At 72.3% G+C, this 22,679-nt stretch carries 19 protein-coding genes and 1 riboswitch; of the genes, 10 read left to right on the top strand and 9 right to left on the bottom strand.

What is annotated here, in order from left to right:
- Positions 1 to 2: 2 nt before the first annotated feature.
- From AB0C66_RS05600 to AB0C66_RS05590, 3 genes are all read right to left on the bottom strand, one after another.
- A complete protein-coding gene (locus AB0C66_RS05600; protein ID WP_362433126.1) occupies positions 3 to 1,250 on the bottom strand; it encodes a spermidine/putrescine ABC transporter substrate-binding protein in 1,248 nt (415 codons plus the stop codon).
- A gap of 67 nt (positions 1,251 to 1,317) precedes the next feature.
- Positions 1,318 to 2,838, bottom strand: a complete 1,521-nt coding sequence (locus AB0C66_RS05595) for a gamma-aminobutyraldehyde dehydrogenase (protein ID WP_362433124.1) — start codon at positions 2,836 to 2,838, stop codon at positions 1,318 to 1,320.
- A 169-nt stretch (positions 2,839 to 3,007) separates the two neighbouring features.
- Positions 3,008 to 3,442 carry a DUF4190 domain-containing protein gene (locus tag AB0C66_RS05590; protein WP_362433121.1) on the bottom strand — a complete coding sequence of 145 codons (435 nt, stop codon included), beginning with the start codon at positions 3,440 to 3,442 and terminating at the stop codon, positions 3,008 to 3,010.
- Positions 3,443 to 3,555: 113 nt separating this feature from the next.
- Here AB0C66_RS05590 and AB0C66_RS05585 point away from each other — a divergent pair, with 113 nt between their 5' ends.
- Positions 3,556 to 4,206, top strand: coding sequence for an NADAR family protein (locus AB0C66_RS05585; protein ID WP_362433119.1), 651 nt, complete (start codon positions 3,556 to 3,558; stop codon positions 4,204 to 4,206).
- Here AB0C66_RS05585 and AB0C66_RS05580 read toward each other — a convergent pair.
- Positions 4,134 to 4,937, bottom strand: coding sequence for a DUF4190 domain-containing protein (locus AB0C66_RS05580; protein WP_362433117.1), 804 nt, complete (start codon positions 4,935 to 4,937; stop codon positions 4,134 to 4,136). The two genes, AB0C66_RS05585 and AB0C66_RS05580, sit on opposite strands and share 73 nt — an antisense overlap.
- 110 nt (positions 4,938 to 5,047) lie before the next feature.
- Here AB0C66_RS05580 and AB0C66_RS05575 point away from each other — a divergent pair, with 110 nt between their 5' ends.
- Together AB0C66_RS05575 and AB0C66_RS05570 are read left to right on the top strand one after the other, a co-directional pair.
- The gene (locus tag AB0C66_RS05575) at positions 5,048 to 6,070 is read left to right on the top strand and encodes an adenosine deaminase (RefSeq protein WP_362433114.1); all 1,023 of its coding nucleotides are present in this window, start codon (positions 5,048 to 5,050) and stop codon (positions 6,068 to 6,070) included.
- Entirely contained in the window at positions 6,067 to 6,765 is a 699-nt protein-coding gene (locus tag AB0C66_RS05570; RefSeq protein WP_362433111.1) for a glycerophosphodiester phosphodiesterase, read from the top strand. The genes AB0C66_RS05575 and AB0C66_RS05570 overlap by 4 nt, the downstream gene beginning before the upstream one ends.
- A 96-nt stretch (positions 6,766 to 6,861) precedes the next feature.
- Here the strand turns inward: AB0C66_RS05570 and AB0C66_RS05565 are convergent, their stop codons facing one another.
- Positions 6,862 to 8,316, bottom strand: a complete 1,455-nt coding sequence (locus AB0C66_RS05565) for a gamma-aminobutyraldehyde dehydrogenase (protein ID WP_362433108.1) — start codon at positions 8,314 to 8,316, stop codon at positions 6,862 to 6,864.
- 182 nt (positions 8,317 to 8,498) lie between these two features.
- Between AB0C66_RS05565 and AB0C66_RS05560 the strand changes: the two genes are divergently transcribed.
- Entirely contained in the window at positions 8,499 to 8,972 is a 474-nt protein-coding gene (locus AB0C66_RS05560; RefSeq protein ID WP_362433105.1) for an Lrp/AsnC family transcriptional regulator, read from the top strand.
- A gap of 2 nt (positions 8,973 to 8,974) precedes the next feature.
- Positions 8,975 to 10,336, top strand: a complete 1,362-nt coding sequence (locus AB0C66_RS05555; RefSeq protein ID WP_362433102.1) for an aspartate aminotransferase family protein — start codon at positions 8,975 to 8,977, stop codon at positions 10,334 to 10,336.
- Between the two features lie 78 nt (positions 10,337 to 10,414).
- Here AB0C66_RS05555 and AB0C66_RS05550 read toward each other — a convergent pair whose 3' ends face one another.
- The gene (locus AB0C66_RS05550) at positions 10,415 to 11,950 is read right to left on the bottom strand and encodes a PucR family transcriptional regulator (RefSeq protein WP_362433099.1); all 1,536 of its coding nucleotides are present in this window, start codon (positions 11,948 to 11,950) and stop codon (positions 10,415 to 10,417) included.
- A gap of 216 nt (positions 11,951 to 12,166) precedes the next feature.
- Between AB0C66_RS05550 and AB0C66_RS05545 the strand changes: the two genes are divergently transcribed.
- The 5 genes from AB0C66_RS05545 (at position 12,167) to AB0C66_RS05525 (ending at position 18,625) form a co-directional block, all read left to right on the top strand.
- A complete protein-coding gene (locus tag AB0C66_RS05545) occupies positions 12,167 to 13,639 on the top strand; it encodes a sodium:solute symporter (protein WP_362433097.1) in 1,473 nt (490 codons plus the stop codon).
- Positions 13,640 to 13,700: 61 nt separating this feature from the next.
- Entirely contained in the window at positions 13,701 to 15,338 is a 1,638-nt protein-coding gene (locus AB0C66_RS05540) for a thiamine pyrophosphate-binding protein (RefSeq protein WP_362433095.1), read from the top strand.
- Positions 15,339 to 15,481: 143 nt separating this feature from the next.
- Positions 15,482 to 16,213: an ATP-binding cassette domain-containing protein gene (locus AB0C66_RS05535; RefSeq protein ID WP_362433093.1), complete on the top strand. Its 732-nt coding sequence runs from the start codon at positions 15,482 to 15,484 to the stop codon at positions 16,211 to 16,213.
- Entirely contained in the window at positions 16,195 to 17,430 is a 1,236-nt protein-coding gene (locus tag AB0C66_RS05530; protein WP_362433091.1) for a hypothetical protein, read from the top strand. The genes AB0C66_RS05535 and AB0C66_RS05530 overlap by 19 nt, the downstream gene beginning before the upstream one ends.
- 76 nt (positions 17,431 to 17,506) lie before the next feature.
- Positions 17,507 to 18,625 (top strand): LOG family protein, encoded by a 1,119-nt coding sequence (locus tag AB0C66_RS05525; protein WP_362433088.1) that lies wholly within the window; start codon positions 17,507 to 17,509, stop codon positions 18,623 to 18,625.
- Between the two features lie 91 nt (positions 18,626 to 18,716).
- On the opposite strand, the gene AB0C66_RS05520 is transcribed toward AB0C66_RS05525, so the two are convergent.
- The 3 genes from AB0C66_RS05520 to AB0C66_RS05510 form a co-directional block, all read right to left on the bottom strand.
- A complete protein-coding gene (locus tag AB0C66_RS05520) occupies positions 18,717 to 19,754 on the bottom strand; it encodes an ABC transporter ATP-binding protein (protein ID WP_362433085.1) in 1,038 nt (345 codons plus the stop codon).
- Positions 19,755 to 21,368 (bottom strand): iron ABC transporter permease, encoded by a 1,614-nt coding sequence (locus tag AB0C66_RS05515; RefSeq protein WP_362433408.1) that lies wholly within the window; start codon positions 21,366 to 21,368, stop codon positions 19,755 to 19,757.
- Positions 21,369 to 21,463: 95 nt separating this feature from the next.
- A complete protein-coding gene (locus AB0C66_RS05510) occupies positions 21,464 to 22,531 on the bottom strand; it encodes a thiamine ABC transporter substrate-binding protein (protein WP_362433083.1) in 1,068 nt (355 codons plus the stop codon).
- Positions 22,526 to 22,630, bottom strand: a riboswitch (TPP riboswitch). Its footprint overlaps the gene before it by 6 nt.
- Positions 22,631 to 22,679 lie beyond the last annotated feature (49 nt).

Raw genomic sequence — 22,679 nt, 5'->3', positions numbered from 1 at the left:
TGTCAGGCGCCGGTGAGCTTGGCGAACTTGTCCTCGAATGCCGTCTCTTCCTTGCTCGACAGCAGGCGGAAGGCGTGGGACTTGGCGGCCATCTCGTCGTCCGGGAGGATCAGCGGGTTGTTCGCCAGATCCTTGTCGATCTTCGCGAGTTCGGTGCGTACGCCGTCTACCGGGCAGACGTAGTTGATGTACGCGGCGATCTTCGCGGCGACCTTGGGCTCGTAGTAGTAGTCGATGAGCCGTTCGGCGTTCTTCTTGTGGCGGGCCTTGTTGGGGATGAGGAGATTGTCGGTGGCGGTCATATAGCCCGCCTCCGGGATGGTGAACTCGATCTCCGGGTTGTCCGCCTGGAGCTGGATGAGGTCACCGGCCCAGGCGACACAGGCGGCGAGGTCGCCCTTGGTGAGGTCCCCGGTGTAGTCGTTGCCGGTGAACCGGCGGATCTGGCCGCGGTCGGACGCCTTCTGAATGCGCGCGATCGCCGCGTCGTACTCGTCGGCCGTGACGGTCTCCGGACGCTTGCCCATGTCCAGCAGGGTGAGCCCGACGGTGTCGCGCATCTCGGTCAGCATCCCGACCCGGCCCTTGAGCGCGGGGTCGTCCAGCAGCTGGGAGACGGAGGTGACCTTACGGCCGCCGGTGGCCTTCTTGTTGTAGGCGATGACGGCGGGGATTCCGGTCCATGGATAGGAGTGGGCGCGACCCGGGTCCCAGTCGGGGTCGCGGAAGCCGGCGGCCAGATTGGTGTACGCGTGCGGCAGGTTGGCGGCGTCCAGCTGCTGCATCCAGCCGAGCCGGATCATCCGTCCGGCCAGCCAGTCGGTGACGCAGATGAGGTCGCGTCCGGTGTCCTGGCCGCCGGCGAGCTGGGGCTTGATCTTCCCGAAGAACTCGACGTTGTCGTTGATGTCCTCGGTGTACTTCACCTCGATGCCGGTGCGGCGCCGGAATTCGTCGAGCGTCGGACGGCGCTTGTCCTTCGTCTCGTCCATGTACTCGGTCCAGTTGGAGAAGTTGACCCGCTTCTCCTCGGCGGAGTGATCCTCGGCGGAGTTGTCCGCCTCGGCGCGCCCGGCGGGCGGAATACCGCAGCCGCTCAGCGCCCCGAGCCCGCCGATGGCGAACGCCCCGGCGCCGCCCGCGCGCAGCAGATTGCGGCGGGTCAGTGCCATCCGGCCGCCGGTCATGCTGCGGTGGATCGCGGCGATCTGCGGTGGGGACAGGCTCTCGGGCTCGTGGGTTGGTTCCATGAAGCTGTGCCTTTCGAGGTGTCGGCCGGGCTCAGCCGGTCGAGGCCACGCGTGGTGGCCGCACGAATCAGGTCTGTCGGTCCCCGAAGACCGTGCGGTGCCAGTCCTTGCGGACCTCCGCAGTGTTGTCGAACATCACATGCTTGACCTGGGTGTACTCCTCGAAGGAGTACGCCGACATGTCCTTGCCGTAGCCGGAGGCGCGCATCCCGCCGTGCGGCATCTCGCTGAGGATCGGGATGTGGTCGTTGATCCACACACATCCGGCCTTGATCTCACGGGTGGCGCGGTTCGTCCGGTAGACGTCGCGGCTCCAGGCGGAGGCGGCGAGGCCGTAGGGGGTGTCGTTGGCCAGGGCGAGACCCTCGTCGTCGCTGTCGAAGGGGAGCACGACCAGGACCGGGCCGAAGATCTCGGACTGGACGATCTCGCTGTCCTGGGCGGCACCGGTGACGAGGGTGGGCCGGTAGTAGGCGCCCTTGGCGAGATCGCCGCCGGGGGCCTCACCGCCGGTGACGACGGTGGCGTAGCCGCGGGCCCGCTCGACGAAGCCCGCGACGCGGTCGCGCTGGGCGTGCGAGATGAGCGGACCGAGGTCGGTGCGCGGGTCGAAGGGGTCGCCGAGGCGGACGGTGGCCATCAGATCGGCGACGGCGGCCACGAACGCGTCGTACAGCGGGCGCTGGACGTAGGCGCGGGTGGCGGCGGTGCAGTCCTGGCCGCTGTTGATCAGGGCGCCCGCGACGGCGCCGTGGGCGGCGGCCTCGACGTCCGCGTCGTCGAAGACGACGAACGGCGCCTTGCCGCCGAGTTCGAGGTGGAGCCGCTTGACGGTGGCGGTGGCCAGTTCGGCCACCCGCTTGCCGACCGCGGTCGACCCGGTGAAGGAGGTCATGGCCACTCCGGGGTGGCCGACCAGCCGTTCACCGGCTTCGAGGCCGGTGCCCGTCACGATGTTGACCACGCCGTCCGGGATGCCCGCCTCGGTGGCCGCCTGCGCGAACATCAGCGAGGTCAGCGGGGTGAGTTCGGCGGGCTTGAGGACGATGGTGTTGCCCGCGGCGATGGCCGGGAGGACCTTCCACGCCGCCATCTGGAGCGGATAGTTCCAGGGGGCGATGGAGCCGACGACACCGATCGGTTCACGGCGGATGTACGAGGTGTGGTCACCGCTGTACTCGGCGGCGGCCTTGCCCTCCAGATGGCGGGCGGCGCCCGCGAAGAAGGCGGTGTTGTCGACGCTGCCGGGCACGTCGAACTCGGCGCTCAGCTTGATCGGCTTACCGCACTGCAACGACTCGGCGTAGGCGAGTTCCCCCGCCCGCTCGCCGAGCGCGGCGGCGAACCGGTGCATGGCGTCCGAACGCTCACCGGGGGTGGCGCCTGCCCATACGGGGAAGGCGGCCTCCGCCGCCGCCACGGCGTCGTCGACGTCGGTGGCACCGGCGAGCCGGTAGGTGTACACCTGCTCGCCGGTGGCCGGGTCGACGACCGCGTGTATGCGTTCCGAACCACCCGTGCGCAGTCGGCCCGCGATGTACTGCGCACCCTGGGCGAACCGCTCCGTCACATCGAACCGCTGATCCATCGCGTTGCTCTCCTCCGCCAGTCGCCCCTCGGGGCATGGCGTCGCTCCAACCGGAATCGAAGGCCGATCCTGACAGAGGACCTTCTCTTCAACAAGGGATTCCGTTGTTGCTTTTTAGTTTCGCGACGGATTCAGTGATCCGATAGGGCCGGAGGTCACCGATTCCGGGCTAGAACACGGAGTCGAGGGCGGCGTCCAGCGCGGCGAGGTAGATGGCCGGGATGACCATGCCGATGATGCCGCAGACCAGCCCGGCGGTGGCCGAACCTCCGTTGGCCGCCTCGCCCCGGCTCACCTTGCCCTTGCCGAGGGCGCCGAAGATGATCGCGAGGATGCCGAGGATGACTGCGAAGACCCACAGAAAGTAGGTGAGTCCGCAGACCAGCCCGATGATGCCGCAGACCAGCGCGGCGGTGCCCATCCCGTTGCTCTGCTGCATCGGCATCCCGGTCTGCCCCGGGTAGACGGGCGGCGCGGCGGGATAGCCGCCGCCCGGGGCCGGGTACTGCGGCGGGGGCGGCGGCTGATAGCCCTGCTGGGGCGCGGCGTAGGGCTGATTGGGGTCGTACGGGCCCTGCTGCGGGCCCGGATTGCTGGTGGACATGGCGGTTTCCCCTCCTGGTGAATATCGCGCAATGTTATGGGCATGACGCACATCCGGTCAGCCGACCGGCGATGCCCGGCGGTGCTGTCGGTGGCCGGTGCGAGAATCCCGGCATGGAGACATACGGGGACGGGGTGGCGGGGCGGGCGCCGGAGGACGGCGGCCCCCGGTCAGTCGAGGAGTTGAGGGCGCTCATCGCACGTGGTGAGCGGGTGAAGTACGTCTGGTTCTGGGGCCACCGGCCGCGGCGGGACAAAAGCGTCGGTCCGGGGTGCTTCAGCCAGTGGTGGCCGTCACCGTTCACCGTGGCCGGGGTCGAGTACGCCACCGCGGAGCACTGGATGATGGCCGGGAAGGCCCGGCTGTTCGGGGATGCCGAGGCCGAGCGGCGGGCGCTGGCGGCGGGCCACCCCAAGGAGGCCAAGGACGCGGGCCGCTCGGTGCGCGCCTTCGACGAGGCGGTCTGGCGGGAGCATCGCTTCCGGATCGTGGTCGAGGGAAGTGTGCACAAGTTCGGGCAGCATCCGGCGCTGCGCGACTATCTGCTGGGCACCGGGTCACGGGTGCTGGTCGAGGCGAGCCCGGTGGACCGGGTGTGGGGCATCGGGCTCGCGGCGGACGACGAGCGGGCGGCGGACCCGGCCCGCTGGCGCGGGCCGAATCTGCTGGGCTTCGCGCTGATGGAGGCCCGTCAGCGGCTTATGGCGGCCGGCCCGGCGGACCCGGCGGACGGCAGCGTCAGCACGGCCGAAATGTCGTCGTAGGGGTCGTAGGGATCGTCGTCCTCCTCGTCCGCGGCGATATAGACGAAGATCATCAGCACACTCGCCACCACGGCGACCACCCCGAGGATCAGCCCGGCGAGGGCCATTCCGCCGTTGGTCGCCTCCCCGGTGGCCGCCTTACCGCGGCCCAGTGCGCCGAAGATGATCGCCAGCACCCCGAGGATGATCCCGAACACGATGCTGAAGCAGAAGACCAGGCCGACGATGCCGAGCACCAGGGCGGCCGTGCCATTGCCGTTGTTCGGGAGGTATCCGCCGCCCGGCGCGTACGGACCGGCCGGGCCCGGGTAGCCGCCCGGGTGGCCATAGCCGGGCACCCCGTACGGCGCGGGCTGCCCGTAGGAGGGCGCGCCCGGGTACGGGGCCGCCTGGGCGCCGTACCCGACGGCGCCGTACGGCCCGGCCTGGTAGGCGCTGGGGGTACCGGGGCCGGTCGGCGCGGGCGGCGGCGGAGGCACCGCCCCCGGCGGTATCCCGGGGGGCGGAGCGCCGGGGACGCCCTGCGGCGGCAGGGGCGGCAGGGGCGGGGTGGCGGTGGCCGTCGGCTGATCGGCCACCGAGGGCCGCGGCGCCGGCTTGTCCAGTGGCACCCGCTGCGCCGGTGGAGCCCATGGATCGCGGTCGCGCGGCTCCGGCTGCCGGGCCGGTCCGGACTCCGGCGCACCTCCCGCGCCATCCTGCGGGCTGGGCTGGTCCTGCTGGTCGGCCATGGATATCCCCCCTGCGCTGTCCGCCCATGCTACGGCCTGCGGCGGCCCGCCCGACCGCCCCTTTACGATGACCGGAGTCCGCCACAGACAGCCGTCTCCCGGAGGTTTCGTTGCCCGATCTCAATACGTTCATCGCCGGACTGCCCAAGGCGGAACTCCACGTCCATCACGTCGGGTCGGCGTCGCCGCGCATCGTGGCCGAACTCGCCGCCCGCCACCCGGACTCCAAGGTGCCCACCGACCCCGAGGCACTGGCCGACTACTTCGTCTTCCGGGACTTCGCCCACTTCATCGAGGTCTACCTCTCCGTGGTGGACCTGATCCGGGACGCCGAGGACGTACGGCTGCTCACCTATGAGATCGCCCGTGACATGGTGCGGCAGCACATCCGCTACGCCGAGCTGACCGTGACCCCCTTCAGCTCCACCAGCCGCGGCATCCCGGACACCGCCTTCGTCGAGGCCATCGAGGACGCACGCAAGAGCGCCGAGGCCGACTTCGGCACCGTGCTGCGGTGGTGCTTCGACATCCCCGGCGAGGCCGGTCTGGCCGCCGCCGAGGAGACCGCCCGGATCGCCTGCGACCTGCGCCCCGAGGGGCTGGTCGGCTTCGGTCTCGGCGGCCCGGAGATAGGGGTGCCGCGGCCCCAGTTCAAGCCGTACTTCGACCGGGCCATCGCCGCCGGGCTGCACAGCGTGCCGCACGCGGGCGAGACCACCGGACCGCAGACGATCTGGGACGCCCTCCACGAGCTGCGCGCGGAGCGCATCGGCCACGGCACCAGCGCCGTGCAGGACCCGAAGCTGCTCGCCCATCTCGCCGAGCACCGCGTTCCGCTGGAGGTGTGCCCGACCTCCAATATCGCCACGCGGGCGGTCGCCACGCTCGATGAGCACCCGATCCGGCAGATGGTCGAGGCCGGGGTACTCGTCACGATCAACAGCGACGATCCGCCGATGTTCGGCACCGACCTCAACACCGAGTACCAGGTGGCCGCGCGGCTGCTCGGGCTGGACGCGGCCGGGGTCGCGGCGCTCGCCAAGAACGCGGTCGAGGCGTCCTTCCTGGACGCCGAGGGCAAGGCGCGGCTCGGCGCGGAGATCGACGCCTATACGGCGGTCGCGGGCCGATGACGGCGCCGGTGGGGGCGGGCGCGCGGTGTGTCCCGGTCGGCCACCGCGGCGATCCGTATGTCCACCGGGAGAACACCCTGGCGTCGGTCCGCTCCGCGGTGGAGTCCGGCGCGGGTGCCGTCGAGATCGACGTACGGCTCACCCGCGACGGAGTGCCGGTGCTGCTCCACGACGCCACGCTCAAGCGGCTGTGGGGCCATGACCGGCCGCTGTCCGGGCTGACCGCCGACCAGGCGCGGGAGCTGACCGGCGGCGGGGTGCCGACCCTGCGCGACGCCCTGGCCTCGGCCGACTCGGCCCGGCTGCTGATAGACCTCCCCGACGCGGCGGCGGCACCGGCCGCCGTCGAGGAGGTGCGCGCGAGCGGGGCGGGCCACCGGGTGTACTACTGCGGGGCGCTCGCCGCGCTGCGCGCCGTACGCCGCGCCGACCCGGACGCCGAGATCGCGCTGACCTGGACGACGCTGGCGCCGCCCCGTCCGGAGCTGCTGGCCGCGCTGCGCCCCCGGTGGCTCAACTACCGCTTCGGGCTGGTGTCGCCGGAGCTGGTGGCCCGCGACCACGCGGCCGGACTGCTGGTCTCGGCCTGGACCGCCGACACCCGCCGCTCGATGTCCCGGCTGCTGCGCGCGGGTGTCGACGCGATCACCACCAATCGCGTCGGCGCCCTGTGCGCCCTGCTCGCCCGCCGCTGACGGCCCTCGTGGCGCCCTCGCACGGCGAAGCGCCCTCGCACGGCGAAGGGGCACGGACGCGGTGAGCGCGTCCGTGCCCCTCGGGGTTTCGCGGGATCAGCCGTCCAGCGACGTCATCACGTGCTTGATCCGGGTGTAGTCCTCGAACCCGTAGGCCGACAGATCCTTGCCGTAGCCGGACTTCTTGAAGCCGCCGTGCGGCATCTCGGCGACCAGCGGGATGTGGGTGTTGATCCACACACAGCCGAAGTCCAGGGCCTTGGACATCCGCATCGCGCGGGCGTGGTCCTTGGTCCACACCGACGAGGCGAGCGCGTACTCCACGCCGTTGGCGTAGGAGAGAGCCTGGGCCTCGTCCGAGAAGGACTGGACGGTGATGACCGGGCCGAAGACCTCGTGCTGGACGATCTCGTCGTCCTGCTTGAGCCCGGAGACCACGGTCGGCGCGTAGAAGTAGCCCTTGTCGCCGACCCGGTGGCCGCCCGCCTCGACCTTGGCGTGCGCGGGCAGCCGGTCGATGAAGCCGGTGACCTGGGCCAGCTGGTTGGCGTTGTTGAGCGGGCCGAAGAGCACGTCCTCGTCGTCCGGGGCACCGGTCTTGGTCTCGGACGCGGCCTTGGCCAGGGCGCTCACGAACTCGTCGTGGATGGACTCGTGGACCAGCACACGGGTGGCCGCCGTACAGTCCTGACCGGCGTTGAAGAAGCCCGCCACCGAGATGTCCTCGACGGCCTTGCTGATGTCGCTGTCCTCGAAGACCACGACGGGCGCCTTGCCGCCGAGCTCCAGGTGGACCCGCTTGAGGTCCTTCGAGGCGCTCTCGGCGACCTGCATACCGGCGCGCACCGAACCGGTGATGGACGCCATGGCGGGCACGGAGTGCTCGACCATCAGCCGCCCGGTCTCACGGTCACCGCAGACGACGTTGAACACACCCTGCGGATGGCCCAGTTCCGCCAGTACCCCGCCGATGATCTCGGCGAACAGCACGGTGGAGGCGGGGGTGGTGTCCGAGGGCTTGATGACGACCGTGTTGCCCGCCGCGAGGGCCGGGGCGAACTTCCATACGGCCATCATCATCGGGTAGTTCCACGGCGCGACCTGTGCGCACACCCCGATGGGCTCACGGCGGATGATCGAGGTCAGCCCGTCCATGTACTCACCGGCCGAGCGGCCCTCGAGCATCCGGGCCGCGCCCGCGAAGAAGCGGATCTGGTCGATCATCGGCGGGATCTCCTCGTCCCGCGTGAGACCGATCGGCTTGCCGGTGTTCTCGGACTCGGCGGCGATCAGCTCCTCCGCCCGCGCCTCGAAGGCGTCGGCGATCTTCAGCAGCACCTTCTGCCGCTCGCCGGGCACCAGGTCGCGCCAGGCGGGGAAGGCGGCCTCGGCGGCTGCCATCGCCGCGTCCACGTCCGCCGGTCCGGAGAGCGGGGCCGTGGCGTACGGCTCGCCCGTGGCCGGGTTGACCACCTCCGTGGTCCGCCCGTCCGCGGCGTCCCGGAACTCTCCGTCGATGTAGTTGCGCAGACGACGCAGTTCGGTGGTCACGTTGCCACCCCTCCTAAGTCAGCTGTCTTGATGGGTGAGATGTCCACCCTAATCTGCGGGACGACGCTTTCAACATACCCGCCACACCAGAACAACGGAATCAGTGATCTGAGGGTGCCTGGACGACGAATTTCATCGATTGAGGGTTGCGAGACAGCCGACCCTCGTGCACAGTGAGGGCCGTGGCCACACCTGACAAGAACGGCACGCCGTCGATCGACTCCGTATCCCTGGCGATCATCGAGCAGCTCCAGGAAGACGGTCGCCGCCCGTACGCAGCCATCGGAAAGGCCGTGGGCCTTTCCGAGGCGGCCGTACGGCAGCGCGTGCAGAAGCTGCTCGACCAGGGCGTGATGCAGATCGTCGCCGTCACCGATCCTCTCACTGTGGGGTTCCGGCGTCAGGCGATGGTCGGCATCGACGTCGACGGTGACCTCGACCCGGTCGCGGACGCGCTGACCGCCATGGACGAGGTCGAGTACGTGGTCGTCACCGCGGGCTCCTTCGATCTCCTCGTCGAGATCGTCTGTGAGGACGACGACCATCTCCTCGAAACGATCAACAAGCGGATCCGTACGCTGCCCGGCGTGCGCTCCACCGAGAGCTTCGTCTACCTCAAGCTCCGGAAGCAGACCTATACCTGGGGAACGAGATAGCAATGAGCGCCGACCTCTCCAAGACGGCGTACGACCACCTGTGGATGCACTTCACCCGCATGTCGTCGTACGAGAACTCCCCCGTGCCCACGATCGTGCGCGGTGAGGGCACGTACATCTACGACGACAAGGGCAAGCGGTACATCGACGGCCTCGCCGGGCTGTTCGTGGTCAACGCCGGCCACGGCCGCGTCGAACTCGCGGAGACCGCCTACAAGCAGGCCCAGGAGCTGGCCTTCTTCCCGGTGTGGAGCTACGCCCACCCCAAGGCCGTCGAGCTCGCCGAGCGGCTCGCCGGTCACGCCCCCGGCGACCTCAACAAGGTCTTCTTCACCACCGGCGGCGGTGAGGCGGTCGAGACCGCCTGGAAGCTGGCCAAGCAGTACTTCAAGCTCACCGGCAAGCCCACCAAGTACAAGGTGATATCCCGGGCGGTCGCCTACCACGGCACCCCCCAGGGCGCCCTGTCCATCACCGGACTGCCGGGGCTGAAGGCCCCGTTCGAGCCGTTGGTCCCCGGTGCGCACAAGGTGCCCAACACCAATATCTACCGGGCGCCGATCCACGGTGACGACCCCGAGGCCTACGGCCGCTGGTGCGCCGACCAGATCGAGCAGCAGATCCTCTTCGAGGGCCCGGAGACGGTGGCCGCGGTCTTCCTGGAGCCGGTGCAGAACGCGGGCGGCTGTTTCCCGCCGCCGCCCGGGTACTTCCAGCGGGTCCGCGAGATCTGCGACCAGTACGACGTGCTGCTGGTCTCGGACGAGGTCATCTGCGCCTTCGGACGGCTGGGCACGATCTTCGCCTGTGACAAGTTCGACTACGTCCCGGACATGATCACCTGCGCCAAGGGCATGACCTCGGGCTACTCCCCGATCGGCGCGTGCATCGTCTCCGACCGGCTCGCCGAGCCGTTCTACCGGGGCGACAACACCTTCCTGCACGGCTATACCTTCGGTGGCCACCCGGTCTCGGCCGCGGTCGGCGTCGCCAACCTCGACATCTTCGAGCGCGAGGGCCTCAACCAGCATGTGCTGGACAACGAGGGCGCGTTCCGGTCCACCCTGGAGCGGCTGTACGACCTGCCGATCGTGGGCGATGTCCGGGGGAATGGTTTCTTCTACGGCATCGAGCTGGTGAAGGACAAGCACACCAAGGAGTCCTTCAACGACGAGGAGACCGAGCGGATCCTCTACGGCTTCCTCTCCAAGGCGCTCTTCGAGAACGGTCTGTACTGCCGGGCCGACGACCGCGGCGACCCGGTCGTGCAGCTCGCGCCGCCGCTGATCGCCGACCAGTCGGTGTTCGACGAGATCGAGCAGGTGCTGCGCGGTGTCCTGACCGAGGCGTGGGCCAAGCTCTGACCCTCGCGCGGGCGGTGAGGGGCCGTCACCCGGGGACCCTCACCCCCGGGCTCCGGGGCACCCCCGGCCCCGGGCCCCTCACCGCCATTTGAGCGCGAACCACAACTCCATACGGACGTCCGCGTCGGCCAGGTCCGCCCCCAACAGGGCAGCGGCGCGGGCGATCCGCTGTCGGACCGTATTGCGGTGGACCTCCAGGGCCACCGCGGTACGGTCCCAGCTGCCGTGCAGCGACAGCCATACCCGCAGCGTCTCCAGCAGCGCGGGTGCGCCCTCCAGCGGGGCGAGCAGGGCCCGGCCGAGCGCCCCCGCCTCGTCCGGGTCCACCAGCGAGGCGACCCCGTCGGTCCGGTCCGGGGCGTGCCGCGCCAGGGACGTCCGCCCGGCCACCGCCCGGCGCAGCGCGCGGGCCGCGTCGGCTTCGCCGCGCGGCAGTTCCGCGGCCGGCACCGGCGCTCCGACGCCGAGGGTCCAGCCGGGCTGGGCGGGCACCTCCACCTCGCCCGGGACCAGGGCGCGCAGCTCGTCCCCGGCCAGGTCGATCAGCGGGGTGCCGAGTCCGGCCGCGAGCGCGGCGGCGACCAGCGGTCCGTCGTCCACCGCGCGCCCTCGCCGCCGTCCGCGTACGACCGTCCAGGGTCCGTCGTCCACCGCTCCGGTGGGCTCCTCCCCCGCGCCCGTCAGGGAGGCCCGGACCAGCCCGGCGGCCTCCTCCGGGGCCGCGCCGAGCAGCAGCCGTACCAGCGCCGCCGTCCGCGCGGTCTCCGCGCCGGCCGTCCGGCGCCCCGTGAGCAGCGCGAGCAGGACGACGGCCAACCCGACGATCGCCCAGTTCGCCCCGTCCGCCGCGTCGCGCCGCGGCGCGCACACCCCGAGCGCGAGCCGCCGTTCCGTGTGGCCCAGGCCGTAGGCGCTCAGGTACAGCGGGGCGCCTTCGCCGACGACCGCGGTGTCCGCGGCCGAGGAGAGCCCGGGCCGCAGCCGGGCGGCGAGCGAACCCAGCGCGGCGCGGGCCGGGTGGGGCGGGCGCGGTCCGGCGTCGGCCAGTTCGGCGCCGTCCGGGCCGTGGAGGGCCACCCAGGCGCCGAGGTGCTGGCTCAGCCGCCGCAGCACGGCGGGGACGGGGTGCGGGCGGGCGGCGGCCGTCGCGAGGGACTGCTGCGCCTCGGTGATCCGGCGCAGTTCGTGGTGGCGGCGCTCGGCCATGGCGTCCCACACCGCGCTGGCGACGGCGGTGAACGTCGTCTCGCGTGGCACCTCGACCAGCGGCAGCCCATGCCGGTCGCACGCCTCGGCGAGCGCCCGCGGCACCGTCTGGTGCACCGGCGCGATACCGAAGCCGAGCGCGGCCGCGCCCGCCTGCACGGTACGGGCGACATAGCGGTCCCAGGAGCCGTCGGTGGACTCCGGGTCCGGGGAGTGCACCCCGGCGCTGAGCAGCAGCTCCCCGCCGAGCAGATACGGAACGGGGTCTTCCATCTCGCTGGTGTGCACCAGGTACACCCAGGTCTCCGGCTCACGCGGGCCCGCGACCTGGCGCAGCCCCAGCGCGGGCTGGGCGAGCAGGGCGGAGAGCGGGACGGGGGCGGTGGGGGGTACGCGGTCGTTCCTCACGGGGGCCTCACCGAGGGGCGCGAATGGACGGTTCCTACATCCCGAGGGCCGGGAGTGAAGGAAACGTACACTTCCCGGCCGTGCCGGCGACACCTAGGGTCTCGGTCACTCCCCACAGCGCGATCCGCCTCACCCCCCGCGGATCCCTCCCCGTCCTCCCCGTCCCCGCCCGTCTCCCCCCGCTATCCCGGCTCCGCGCCGGACCGAGGAGCACCCATGAGCGCTGTCGACTACACGGTGATCGTCATCTATCTCGCGGGCATGCTCGCGCTCGGCTGGTGGGGGATGCGCCGCACCACCTCCACCAGCGACTTCCTGGTCGCGGGCCGCCGTCTGGGACCGGCCATGTACTCCGGCACCATGGCGGCGATCGTGCTGGGCGGCGCGTCCACCATCGGCGGGGTGGGCCTGGGCTACCAGTACGGGCTGTCCGGCGCCTGGATGGTGCTCGCCATCGGGTTCGGTCTGCTGGCGCTCTCCGTCTTCTTCTCGGCGCGGATCGCCCGGCTGAAGGTCTACACGGTCAGCCAGATGCTGGACCTGCGCTACGGCGGCACCTCCGGGCTGGTCTCGGGCATCGTCATGTGGGCCTACACCCTGATGCTGGCGGTCACCTCGACCATCGCCTACGCCACCATCTTCGACGTGATCTTCGGCCTGGACCGGACGATCGCGATCGTCCTCGGCGGGGCGATCGTGGTCTGCTACTCGACGCTCGGCGGGATGTGGTCCATCACCCTCACCGACATGGTGCAGTTCGTCGTCAAGACGGTCGGTGTGCTGCTTCTGCTGCTGCCGATCGCCGTGGTCAAGGCGGGCGGCTTCGGCGCGATGCGGGACGAACTGCCGGACGCCTACTTCTCCCCCATGGGCATCGGCGCGCAGACCGTCTTCACCTATGTGCTGATCTACTCCTTCGGCATGCTCATCGGGCAGGACATCTGGCAGCGCGTCTTCACCGCCCGCGACGACCGGGTAGCCCGGCGCGGCGGCACCGCGGCCGGGACCTACTGTCTGGCCTACGCCGTCGCGGGCGCCGTCATCGGTACCGCGGCGAAGGTGCTCTACCCCGATCTCTCCTCGCCCGACGCCGCGTTCGCGACCATCGTCCAGGACGCCCTGCCGGTGGGGGTGAAGGGGCTGGTGCTGGCCGCGGCGCTGTCCGCGGTGATGTCCACCTCCTCGGGCGCGCTCATCGCCTGCGCCACCGTCGCCAACAACGACATCTGGGCGCGGCTGCGCGGACGCACGCTGCGCACCGGCGGCGGTCCGCATGACGAGGTCGCGGGCAACCGGCTGTTCATCCTGATCATGGGTGTCGCGGTGGTCGGCATCTCGATCGCGCTCAATGATGTGGTCGAGGCGCTGACGGTGGCGTACAACATGCTGGTCGGCGGGTTGCTGGTGCCGATCCTGGGCGGGCTGCTGTGGAAGCGCGGCACCGGCACGGGCGCGCTGGCCTCGGTCGGCGTCGGCGGGGTGACCGTGATCGGGCTGATGGCGTGGAAGGGCATCCTCGCCAACGAGCCCATCTACGGCGGTCTGCTGGCCTCCCTCGCCGCGTATGTGGTCGTCAGCCTGGCCACCAGGCCGACCGACCCGGCGGTGCTCGATCTCTGGCGCCGCAGGCTGGCCGGGGAGACCGTACCCGCCGAAAAGCCGACGTCCCCGGCCACCGCGGGCGCGTAACCGCGCCCCTGTCCCTTCTGTCTCCCTCTTCGTAGCCCCCACCGAAAGGCTTCTCCCTCCCATGCACACCGCACCGTGTGAGCGTCACGGCGGCGATCTCGTCGTGGAATCCCTCACCGCGCTCGGCGCGACCACCGTCTTCGGACTTCCCGGGCAGCACGCCCTCGGGGCGTTCGACGCACTGCGCCGGTCGCGACTGGAGTACGTGGGCCTGCGGGTGGAGAACAACGCGGGTTTCGCCGCCGACGCCTTCGCCCGGGTCACCGGCTCGGTCGCACCACTGCTGGTGTCCACCGGGCCGGGGGCGCTGATGACGCTCGCGGCGCTCCAGGAGGCGGCCGCCGCCTCCGCGCCCGTACTGGCGCTCGGCAGCCAGGTGCCGACCGCCGGGCTCGGCGGCGGACGCAAGGGCTATCTGCATGAACTGACCGACCAGAAGGCGTCGTTCCGCGATGTGGTGAAGTCCGTGCACACCGTCCGCGCCGCCTCCCAGATCCCCTCCGCGGTGGCCGCCGCGTGGGCGTCCGCGCTGGCGGCGCCCGCCGGTCCGGTATGGCTGGAGATCCCGCAGGACGTACTGCTCGCGCCGGTGTCCGTCCCTCCGGTGACCGCGCTGCCCGCCGAGCCCCGGCCGCTGCCGCCCCGGCCCGAACTGATCGCGCAGGCCGCGGAGTTGCTGCGGGACGCCGAGCGGCCGGTGATCCTCGCCGGGGGCGGCGTGGTGCGCTCCGGGGCGTACGAGGAGCTGCGGGAGCTGGCCGAGCGGCTGGACGCGCCGGTGGCCACCACCTTCGGCGGCAAGGGCGCGTTCGGCTGGGACCATCCGCTGTCCCTCCAGTCCTGGCTGGAGGACCGGCACACCACCACCTTCCTCGAGGACGCCGATGTGCTGCTGGTCGTCGGCTCCGGACTCGGTGAACTCTCCTCCAACTACCACACGTTCCGGCCGCGCGGCCGGGTCGTCCAGATCGAGGCCGACCTCGGCAAGCTGGAGTCCAACCATCCGGCGCTCGGTATCCACGCCGACGCGCGCACGGCGCTGGCCGCCCTGGCCGACGCCGTCCCCGCCCGTCCCGCGGGGACCGGCGCCAAGGCCGCGGTGGAGCTGCTGACCCGGGTGCGGGAGCGGATCGACGGCCAGGGCCTGGAGCTCGAGCAGGGGGTTCTCGCGGCGGTGCGGGAGGCGCTGCCCGACGACTCCCCCAGCTTCTGGGACATGACGATCCTCGCCTACTGGGCCTGGTCCGCCTTCGACCCGCGCGCGGGGGCCCTGCACTCGGCGCAGGGCGCGGGCGGTCTCGGCTACGGCTTCCCCGCCGCCCTCGGGGCCGCCGCCGCGGACCGGACCCGGCCGGTGCTCGCGGTCTCGGGCGACGGCGGGGCGATGTACTCGATCGCCGAACTGGCCACGGCCCGTCAGTACCAGCTGCCCGTCACCTGGCTGATCGTGGACGACGGCGGCTACGGCATCCTGCGCGCCTATATGGCGGACGCCTTCGGCGAGGCGACCGGCACCGAGCTGGCCCGCCCCGACTTCGTGGCGCTCGCCGCGTCGTTCGGCGTCCCCGCGGTCAGTACCACACCCGGGCGGCTGGCCGAGGACCTGGGCGCCGCGCTGGCCGCCCCCGGTCCTTCGGTCGTGGTGCTGCCCGCGGTGCTGCGCATGTTCGCGCCCACCCACCTCGCGGGCCAGGGCTGATCGGAGGAAATGGGCCCCGCCGGGCGCCGAGCCTGGGCCCGGCCCTCCCGCCGAGTCCTTACCGTGCCAGTGACCCATTGGCTCCGCGCTCGTTCACCCCACCGGGGGAACGGGACGGTCGCAGGTAAGGCGAGGTGCTCTGGATGGTGGCTCCGCCGGACAACGATGATGTGCTCCGGGCACGCACCCTGTCGTATGCCCACGGCGGTTCGCCCGCCCTCCTCGGTGTCTCCGTCGGCGCGCGGGAGGGGGAGATCCTCGGCGTCACCGGACCGCGCGGCTGTGGGAAGACCACCCTGCTGCGCTGTCTGTCGGGCCAGCTCGTACCGGACCACGGCGAGGTGTGGTTCGAGGACATGGCCGTGCACCGCCTCCCCCCGCTGGACCGCGAGCGGCTGCGCAGCGAGCGCTTCGGCTGGATCGGCACCGAGCCCCAGCTCGCCCCCGAACTGACCGCCTGGGAGAACGCGGCCCTGCCGCTACTGCTGCGCGGCACCGCGCGGCGCACCGCCAAGAGCCTCGCCCACGAATGGCTGGACCGGCTCGACGTCGGCGACTGCGCCCGGGTCCGTCCGGCCGGACTGCTCCAGGCGCAGCGCCAGCGGATCGCCATCGCGGGCGCGCTGGCCGCCACCCCCGCGGTGCTCTTCGCCGACGAGCCCACCGCACCGCTGCACCGCGCCGACCGCGGTCAGGTGCTGCGCACCCTCACCTCGGCGGCGCGCTCCCACGGCATCACCGTCGTCCTGGCCACCCAGGACGAGGAGGTGGCCACCCTCGCCGACCGTACGGTCGCGCTGGTGGACGGCTGCCGGGCGGGCGCGGCGCCCGCCTCCGAGGAGGAGGGCAGGGCGGCGTGCTCAGTCTCCGCCTAGCCCGCGGTTCCCGTCCGGCCGTGCTGCTGCGCAGGGCGCTTGTCGTCGTCGCCGCGGCGGCCGCCAGCTTTCTGCTGCTGTGTGCCCTCGGGTTCGCGGCGGGCCATCCCACCGAGCCACGGGGCGGCGTGGCGCGGCTGCTGTGGTGCGTGGTGCCGCTGGCCGCCACCATCCATCTGACCGTGACCGTGGCACGCGCCGACCCCGGCACCCGCCCCTCCTCCGGGCTGTCGGCGGTGGGGCTCGGCCCGGTCCGCTCGGCGCTGCTCGCGGCCACCGGCGCGGCGCTGTCCTGCGCGGCCGGGTCCGGGCTCGCCCTGCTGACCTTCCTCCATCTGCGCGGCGGGTTCGGCGGCTCCTGGCTGCTGTGGGCGGGCAGCGGTGCGGCGGGCCGGGCGCTCGGCGCCGGGCGGCCGCTGCCGCTGGCCGGTGCGATCACGCTGGTGGCGCTGGTCCCGGTGGTCGCGGGCGCGGTGTGCGCGGCGGTGCTGTGGCCGCGCGCGACCGGTGACGGGCGGACCACCGCCGACGCCCGGCCGGGCACCACCCCGACGGTCGCCACCGGCGCGGTCGGGCCCCTGCCGGACCGGACGGCCTCCGGGCTGCCGTGGGGCATCGCCCTGACGGCGGCCGGGCTGGCCCTGGAGGCGTACGCGGGGAGCGGTGCGGCACCCCGCCATGACGCCCTGTTCCACCTGCCCGGACGGCTCGGCGACACCCCGCCCGGCGCGGTGGGCGGCTGGGCGCTGACCATGGCCGGGCTGGTGCTGGCCGGGCCGGGCCTGACCCATCTGTGCGGCTGGCTGCTGGCCGTGGGGCGGCCGGGCGCGCTGCGGCTGCTGGCCGGGCGCGTGCTCCAGCAGGAGGCCGGGCTGATCGGCCGCCCGGTCGGGGTGCTCTGTGCCATCGCCTCCTCCGGGTATGCCGTGGCGCGGCTGGGCGGCACCGGGTCCGGGCGCTCCGGCGACCAGCTGCTGGGCCCGCTCACCGTCCTGGGCGCGGCGCTGGTCGTGGTGTGCGCCCTGGCCACCACCCTCACGGCGGCGCTGGAGGCGCGGGCCGCGCGGCGGCGCACCACCGACGCCCTGCTGCGCCTGGGCGCCCCGTCCCGGCTGCTGCGGGGCGCCGCCGCCGTGCGCGCCGCGGCCCTGGTGGCCCTGCTCTCCCCGCTCACCCTGGCGGTGGCGCATCTCACCACCCTGCCGGTGAGCCACTGAGGCCCTTGGCACCCCTGGGCCACCGGGGACGGTCGCGGAGGGGGACCGTCCGTCGCGGTGTGATTAGCATGTCGCGATGCAGACCGATGACGCTTCCTCCACCGCGCCCGACCGGGAGATCGAATCCCTCGAGGAGTTCGACCAGGTCGTGGCGCGCGGCACGCTGGCCGGTTTCCGGGTCCAGTCCGTCGATCTGACGGACCGTACCGCCGCGCTGCTCTCCACCGACACCTCGTCCGCCGTCTTCCTGGGCTGTCCGATGGACCCCGAAGCCGCGGCGAAGGTGCGGGCCGGGGGCTCGCTGGTCTTCCCGCCGGTGCCGGACCTGCCCTTCGACCCGTACCGCGGCACGCTCTACTCCCCGGCGGAGCTCTTCGAGGGCCTCGCCGCGGGGGGCTACGAGCGGACGCCGGACGCGCTGTCCTACGCGTGGTTCCAGCGGACCAAGAAGGACGGCGACATCTTCGGCTCGATGCTGCGCGCCGTCCACGACGACGCGGTCTCCGACGCGCTCGACGAACTCCTCATCGGCGCGCCGGTGGTGGGCGTCATGGGCGGCCACGCGCTGGAGCGCGGATCCGACGGCTACGCGGGCGCGGCCCGGCTCGGCCGGACCCTGGCCCGGGCGGGGCTGACGGTCGCCACCGGCGGCGGTCCGGGCGCCATGGAGGCGGCGAACCTGGGCGCCTACGCGGCGCCGTTCGGGGATCCGATGCTGGACGAGGCGCTGGAACTCCTCACCAAGGCGCCCTCGTTCGGCCCGTCCATCGGCGCCTGGGCCGAGATGGCGTTCGCGGTGCGCGAGCGCTGGCCCGAGGGCGGCGCCTCGGTCGGCATCCCCACCTGGTTCTACGGCCATGAGCCGCCGAACGCGTTCGCGTCGCACATCGCGAAGTACTTCGCCAACGCCACCCGTGAGGACGGGCTGCTGGCGCGGTCCACCGCGGGCGTGGTCTTCCTGCCGGGCGCGGCCGGGACCGTGCAGGAGATCTTCGACAACGCGACGCCCAACTACTACGAGTCGCGCGGTGAGCCGACCCCGATGGTGCTCGTGGACCGCGACCACTGGACGCGGCGGCTGCCGACCTGGCCGCTGCTGGAGGCGCTCGCGGAAGGCCGTTCCATGAAGTCCCGCATCGCGCTGGTGGATTCGGTGGACGAGGCGCCGGACGCGCTGGCCGCCCTGCGGGGCTGAACCGGCGCCAGGCGCAGAACGCCAGGCGCAGAACGCCAGGCGCAGAACGCCAGGCGCAGAACGCCAGGCGTAGAACGCCAGGCGTAGAGCGTCAGGCGTCCGGCTCCAGCACCACGACCTCCGCCGCCTCGAACGCCACCCCGACCCGCTCCCCCCTCTCCGGGGCGTCGCGCAGCGCGCAGGACGCCTCCAGACGGGGGGCGCCGGTGTCGGACGGCCGGAGGATGAGCGCCACATGGTCGCCGCGGAAGGTGCGCGCGGCCACCGTGCACTCCAGCCCGTCCCGGGGCTCGGTCAGCCGCACCCCGGCCGGGCGGACCAGCAGCCGGCAGGGCCCGGGCCGGGTACCGGGCGGTACGGGCAGCTTGCCCCAGCGGGTGTCGGCGACGGTGCCGTCCACGGTCGCCCCGACCACATTGTCGAAGCCGAGGAAGCGGGCGACGAACTCGTTCGCGGGCCGCCGCCACACCTCCAGCGGGGTACCGCTCTGGGCGATCCGGCCGTGGTCCATCACCACCACCCGGTCCGCGAGCGCGAACGCCTCCCCCTGGTCGTGGGTGACCGCGAGCACCGTGGTGCCCAACCGGCCGAAGAGCTCCCGCAGTTCGACCACCAGCCGCTCCCGCAGCCCGCGGTCGAGCTGGCCCAGCGGCTCGTCGAGCATCAGCAGCCGGGGCCGCGGCGCCAGGGCGCGGGCCAGCGCCACCCGCTGCTGCTCACCGCCGGACAGCGAGTCGACGGCGCGCCGCTGGGCACCGGGGAGCCCGACCAGGTCCAGCAGTTCGGCGACGGTGCGCTCGGTCTCCGTACGCCCCGCCCGGCGCATCCGCAGCCCGAAGGCGACGTTGCCGCCCACGTCCCGCTGCGGGAAGAGCTGGTGGTCCTGGAACATCAGGCCCACTCCGCGGCGGTGGGCGGGGACGCCGTGCTGGTCGCGGCCCGCGAGCCAGACCCGGCCCGCGTCGGCGCGCTGGAGCCCGGCGACCACCCGCAGCAGCGTGGACTTGCCGCTGCCGCTCGGCCCCAGCACACACACCGTCTGGTGCTCGGCGACCGCCAGGTCCACGGCGTCCAGGGCGTCGTGGCGGCCGAACCTGACCGACACCTCGTCAAAGCGCAGCAGCGTCATTCAGAACTCCCCGGAACGGTCGGTGCGGATGCGCTCCAGCGCCACCAGGGACGCGGCGCAGACCAGCATGAGGATCGTGCTCAGGGCCATCGCCTGCCCGTAGCTGAGCTCACCGGCGCGGCCCAGGAAACGGGCGACGGCCACCGGCAGGGTGGGGTGGTCGGGCCGGGAGATGAACACCGTCGCCCCGAACTCGCCCAGCGACACGGCGAACGCGAAACCCGCCGCGACCGCCAGCGCCCGCCCCACCAGCGGCAGGTCCACCTCCCGCCAGACGCGCAGCGGGGAGGCGCCCAGCACGGCCGCGGCCTCGCGCAGCCGGTGGTCCACCGCCCGCAGCACCGGGAGCATGGTGCGGACCACGAACGGCACGCCCACCAGTGCCTGTGCCAGCGGCACCAGGATCCACGAGGCGCGCAGATCCAGCGGGGGCTCGTCCAGGGCGATGAGGAAGCCGAAACCGACGGTGACGGCGGAGGTGCCCAGCGGCAGCATCAGCAGCGCGTCGAAGCCCCGCACCAGCCTGCCCGCCCGCCGGGTGAGGGCGGCCGCCGCGAGCCCGCCGACGACCAGGGCGATGAGGGTGGCGACGGCCGCGTACCGCAGGGAGTTGCCGACGGCCTCCAGCGGGGCCACGAAGAACGTGCCGCCGCTGTCGGCCGCCGACTGGAGCGCCCGGTAGGAGGCGAACCCATAGCCGTCGGGCCCGTGGAGCGAGCGCTCGACCAGCACCGCGAGCGGGGTCAGGACCAGCAGTGCGGCGACGGCCAGCACACTCCCCAGCAGCGCCCACTGCGCCGGGCCCCGGGGGCGGCGGGCGGTGCGGGCGGGGTCGACCAGCCGCAGCGCGCTCTCCCGGCGCCGTACGGTCCAGGCGTGCAGGACCAGGACGCCGCCGACCGCGGCGAACTGGACGAGGGTGAGCACCGCGGCGGTCGGCAGGTCGAGCAGTTGCGCGGTCTCCCGGTAGATCGCCACCTCCAGCGTGGCGTAGCGCGGTCCGCCGAGGATCTGCACCACCCCGAAGGAGGTGAAGGTGAAGAGGAAGACCATCAGGGCGGCGGCGGCCACGGCGGGTGCCAGCGCGGGCAGGGTGACCCGCCGCCAGGCGCCGGGACGGCTCGCGCCGAGCATCCGCGCGGCCTCCTCCTGGCGCGGGTCGAGCTGGGCCCACAGCCCGCCCACGGTCCGCACCACCACGGCGTAGTTGAAGAAGACATGGGCGAGGAGGATCGCCCAGACCGAGGTGTCCAGCCGCACCCCCCACAGCTCGTCCAGCAGTCCGCCGCGACCGAGCAGCGCCAGGAACGCCGAGCCGACGACGACGGTCGGCAGCACGAACGGCACGGTCACCACGGCGCGCAGCAGCCCCTTGCCGGGGAAGGCGAAACGGGCGAAGACATAGGCGCCGGGCAGGGCGATCAGCAGGGTGAGGGCGGTGGAGGCGGCCGCCTGCCAGCCGGTGAACCACAGGATGTCCACCACGGCGGGGTCGCTCACCACCTCGGGGATCCGGCCGAACCGCCACCGGCCGTCGGCGCGCAGCCCCCGGGTGACGATGGCGGCCACCGGATAGGCGAAGAAGACCCCGAAGAACGCGAGGGGCACGGCCATCAGGGCGAGGCGCACCGCCGCGCCGCGCGGATCGCGCCGCCGCTTTCCCTCTCCCGTGTCCCGGGTGGTCTTGGGGTTCTCCGTGTGCCGGGTCCCTACAGGACGAGCGAGGACCATGCCTTGACCCACGGCTCACGGTTCTTGGCGATCTTCTGCGGGGAGAGGGTCGCCGGGTCGGCGATCTCGACCCCGTACCGGGTGAAGAGCTCGGGCAGCTTGACGTCCCCGCGCGCCGGGTTGACGTACATCCTGAGCGGAACGTCCGCCTGGAACCGCTTGGTGAGCAGGAAGTCCAACAGCGCCTTGCCTCCCCGGGAGTTGGACGCGCCGTTCAGCAGTCCGGCGAATTCCACCTGCCGGAAACACGTTCCCGTGGCCACTCCGGTCGGGGCCTTGGCGGGCTTGTTCTTGAGGTCCGCCACTCCGGCGGGCGGGCTGGAAGCATAGGAGACGACGAGCGGCTTGTCGCCCTTGCCGCCGCCGGAGAAGCGGTCGAAGTACGCCTGCTCCCAGCCGTCGACGACCTCGACGCCATTGGCCCGCAGCTTCTTCCAGTAACCCTTCCAGCCGTCGTCCCCATACCTGGCGGCGGTGCCGAGGAGGAAGCCGAGACCGGGTGAGGAAGTGGCCGCGTTCTCGGTGACGAGCAGGTTCTTGTAGGCGGGCTTGGTGAGGTCCTCGAGGGTCCGGGGCGGCGCCAGCTTCTTCTCGGTGAAGTACGCGCGGTCGTAGTTGACGCAGATATCGCCGTAGTCGACGGGGGTGACGCGGTGCTTGTCGCCGTCCAATTGGAGCGCGGCGGGCACCTTGTCCAGGCCCTTGGCCCGGTACGGCGTGAACAGGTCGTGGTCGAGGGCGCGGGAGAGCAGGGTGTTGTCGACACCGAAGAAGACGTCGCCCTGTGGATGGCCCTTGGACAGGATGGCCTGGTTGACGGCCGAACCCGCGTCGCCGCCGGTCTGTCTGCGCACCTTGTAGCCGGTCCGCTCGGTGAACTCGGCGAGCACGTCCTTGGAGACCGCGAAGGAGTTGTGCGAGACCAGGGTGACGGTCTTGGCGTCCGCACCGCCGCCCTGGGAGTCCTCCGCACAGCCCGAGAGGGGTATGAGGCCGAGCGAACCGAGGAGGGCGGCGCCGATGGCACGCCGGAGGTGGCTGTTCATGCTGTGCTGACTCCCTACGCCGGTATGACCCGGATCAGGTCCGAGGGTCTGCGGCCGTGCCGCACTCTCAGCGCCCTGAGCGCTCCCCTGTCGGAATGTTCATTTGTACGACGGTGCGATGTTTCGCGAAGGCACCGTATCAGCCGCC

Origin of the sequence: Streptomyces sp. NPDC048636, from assembly GCF_040650655.1 — a bacterium.
Lineage (GTDB): Bacteria > Actinomycetota > Actinomycetes > Streptomycetales > Streptomycetaceae > Streptomyces.
This window is presented reverse-complemented; position numbering and strand designations above follow the sequence as displayed.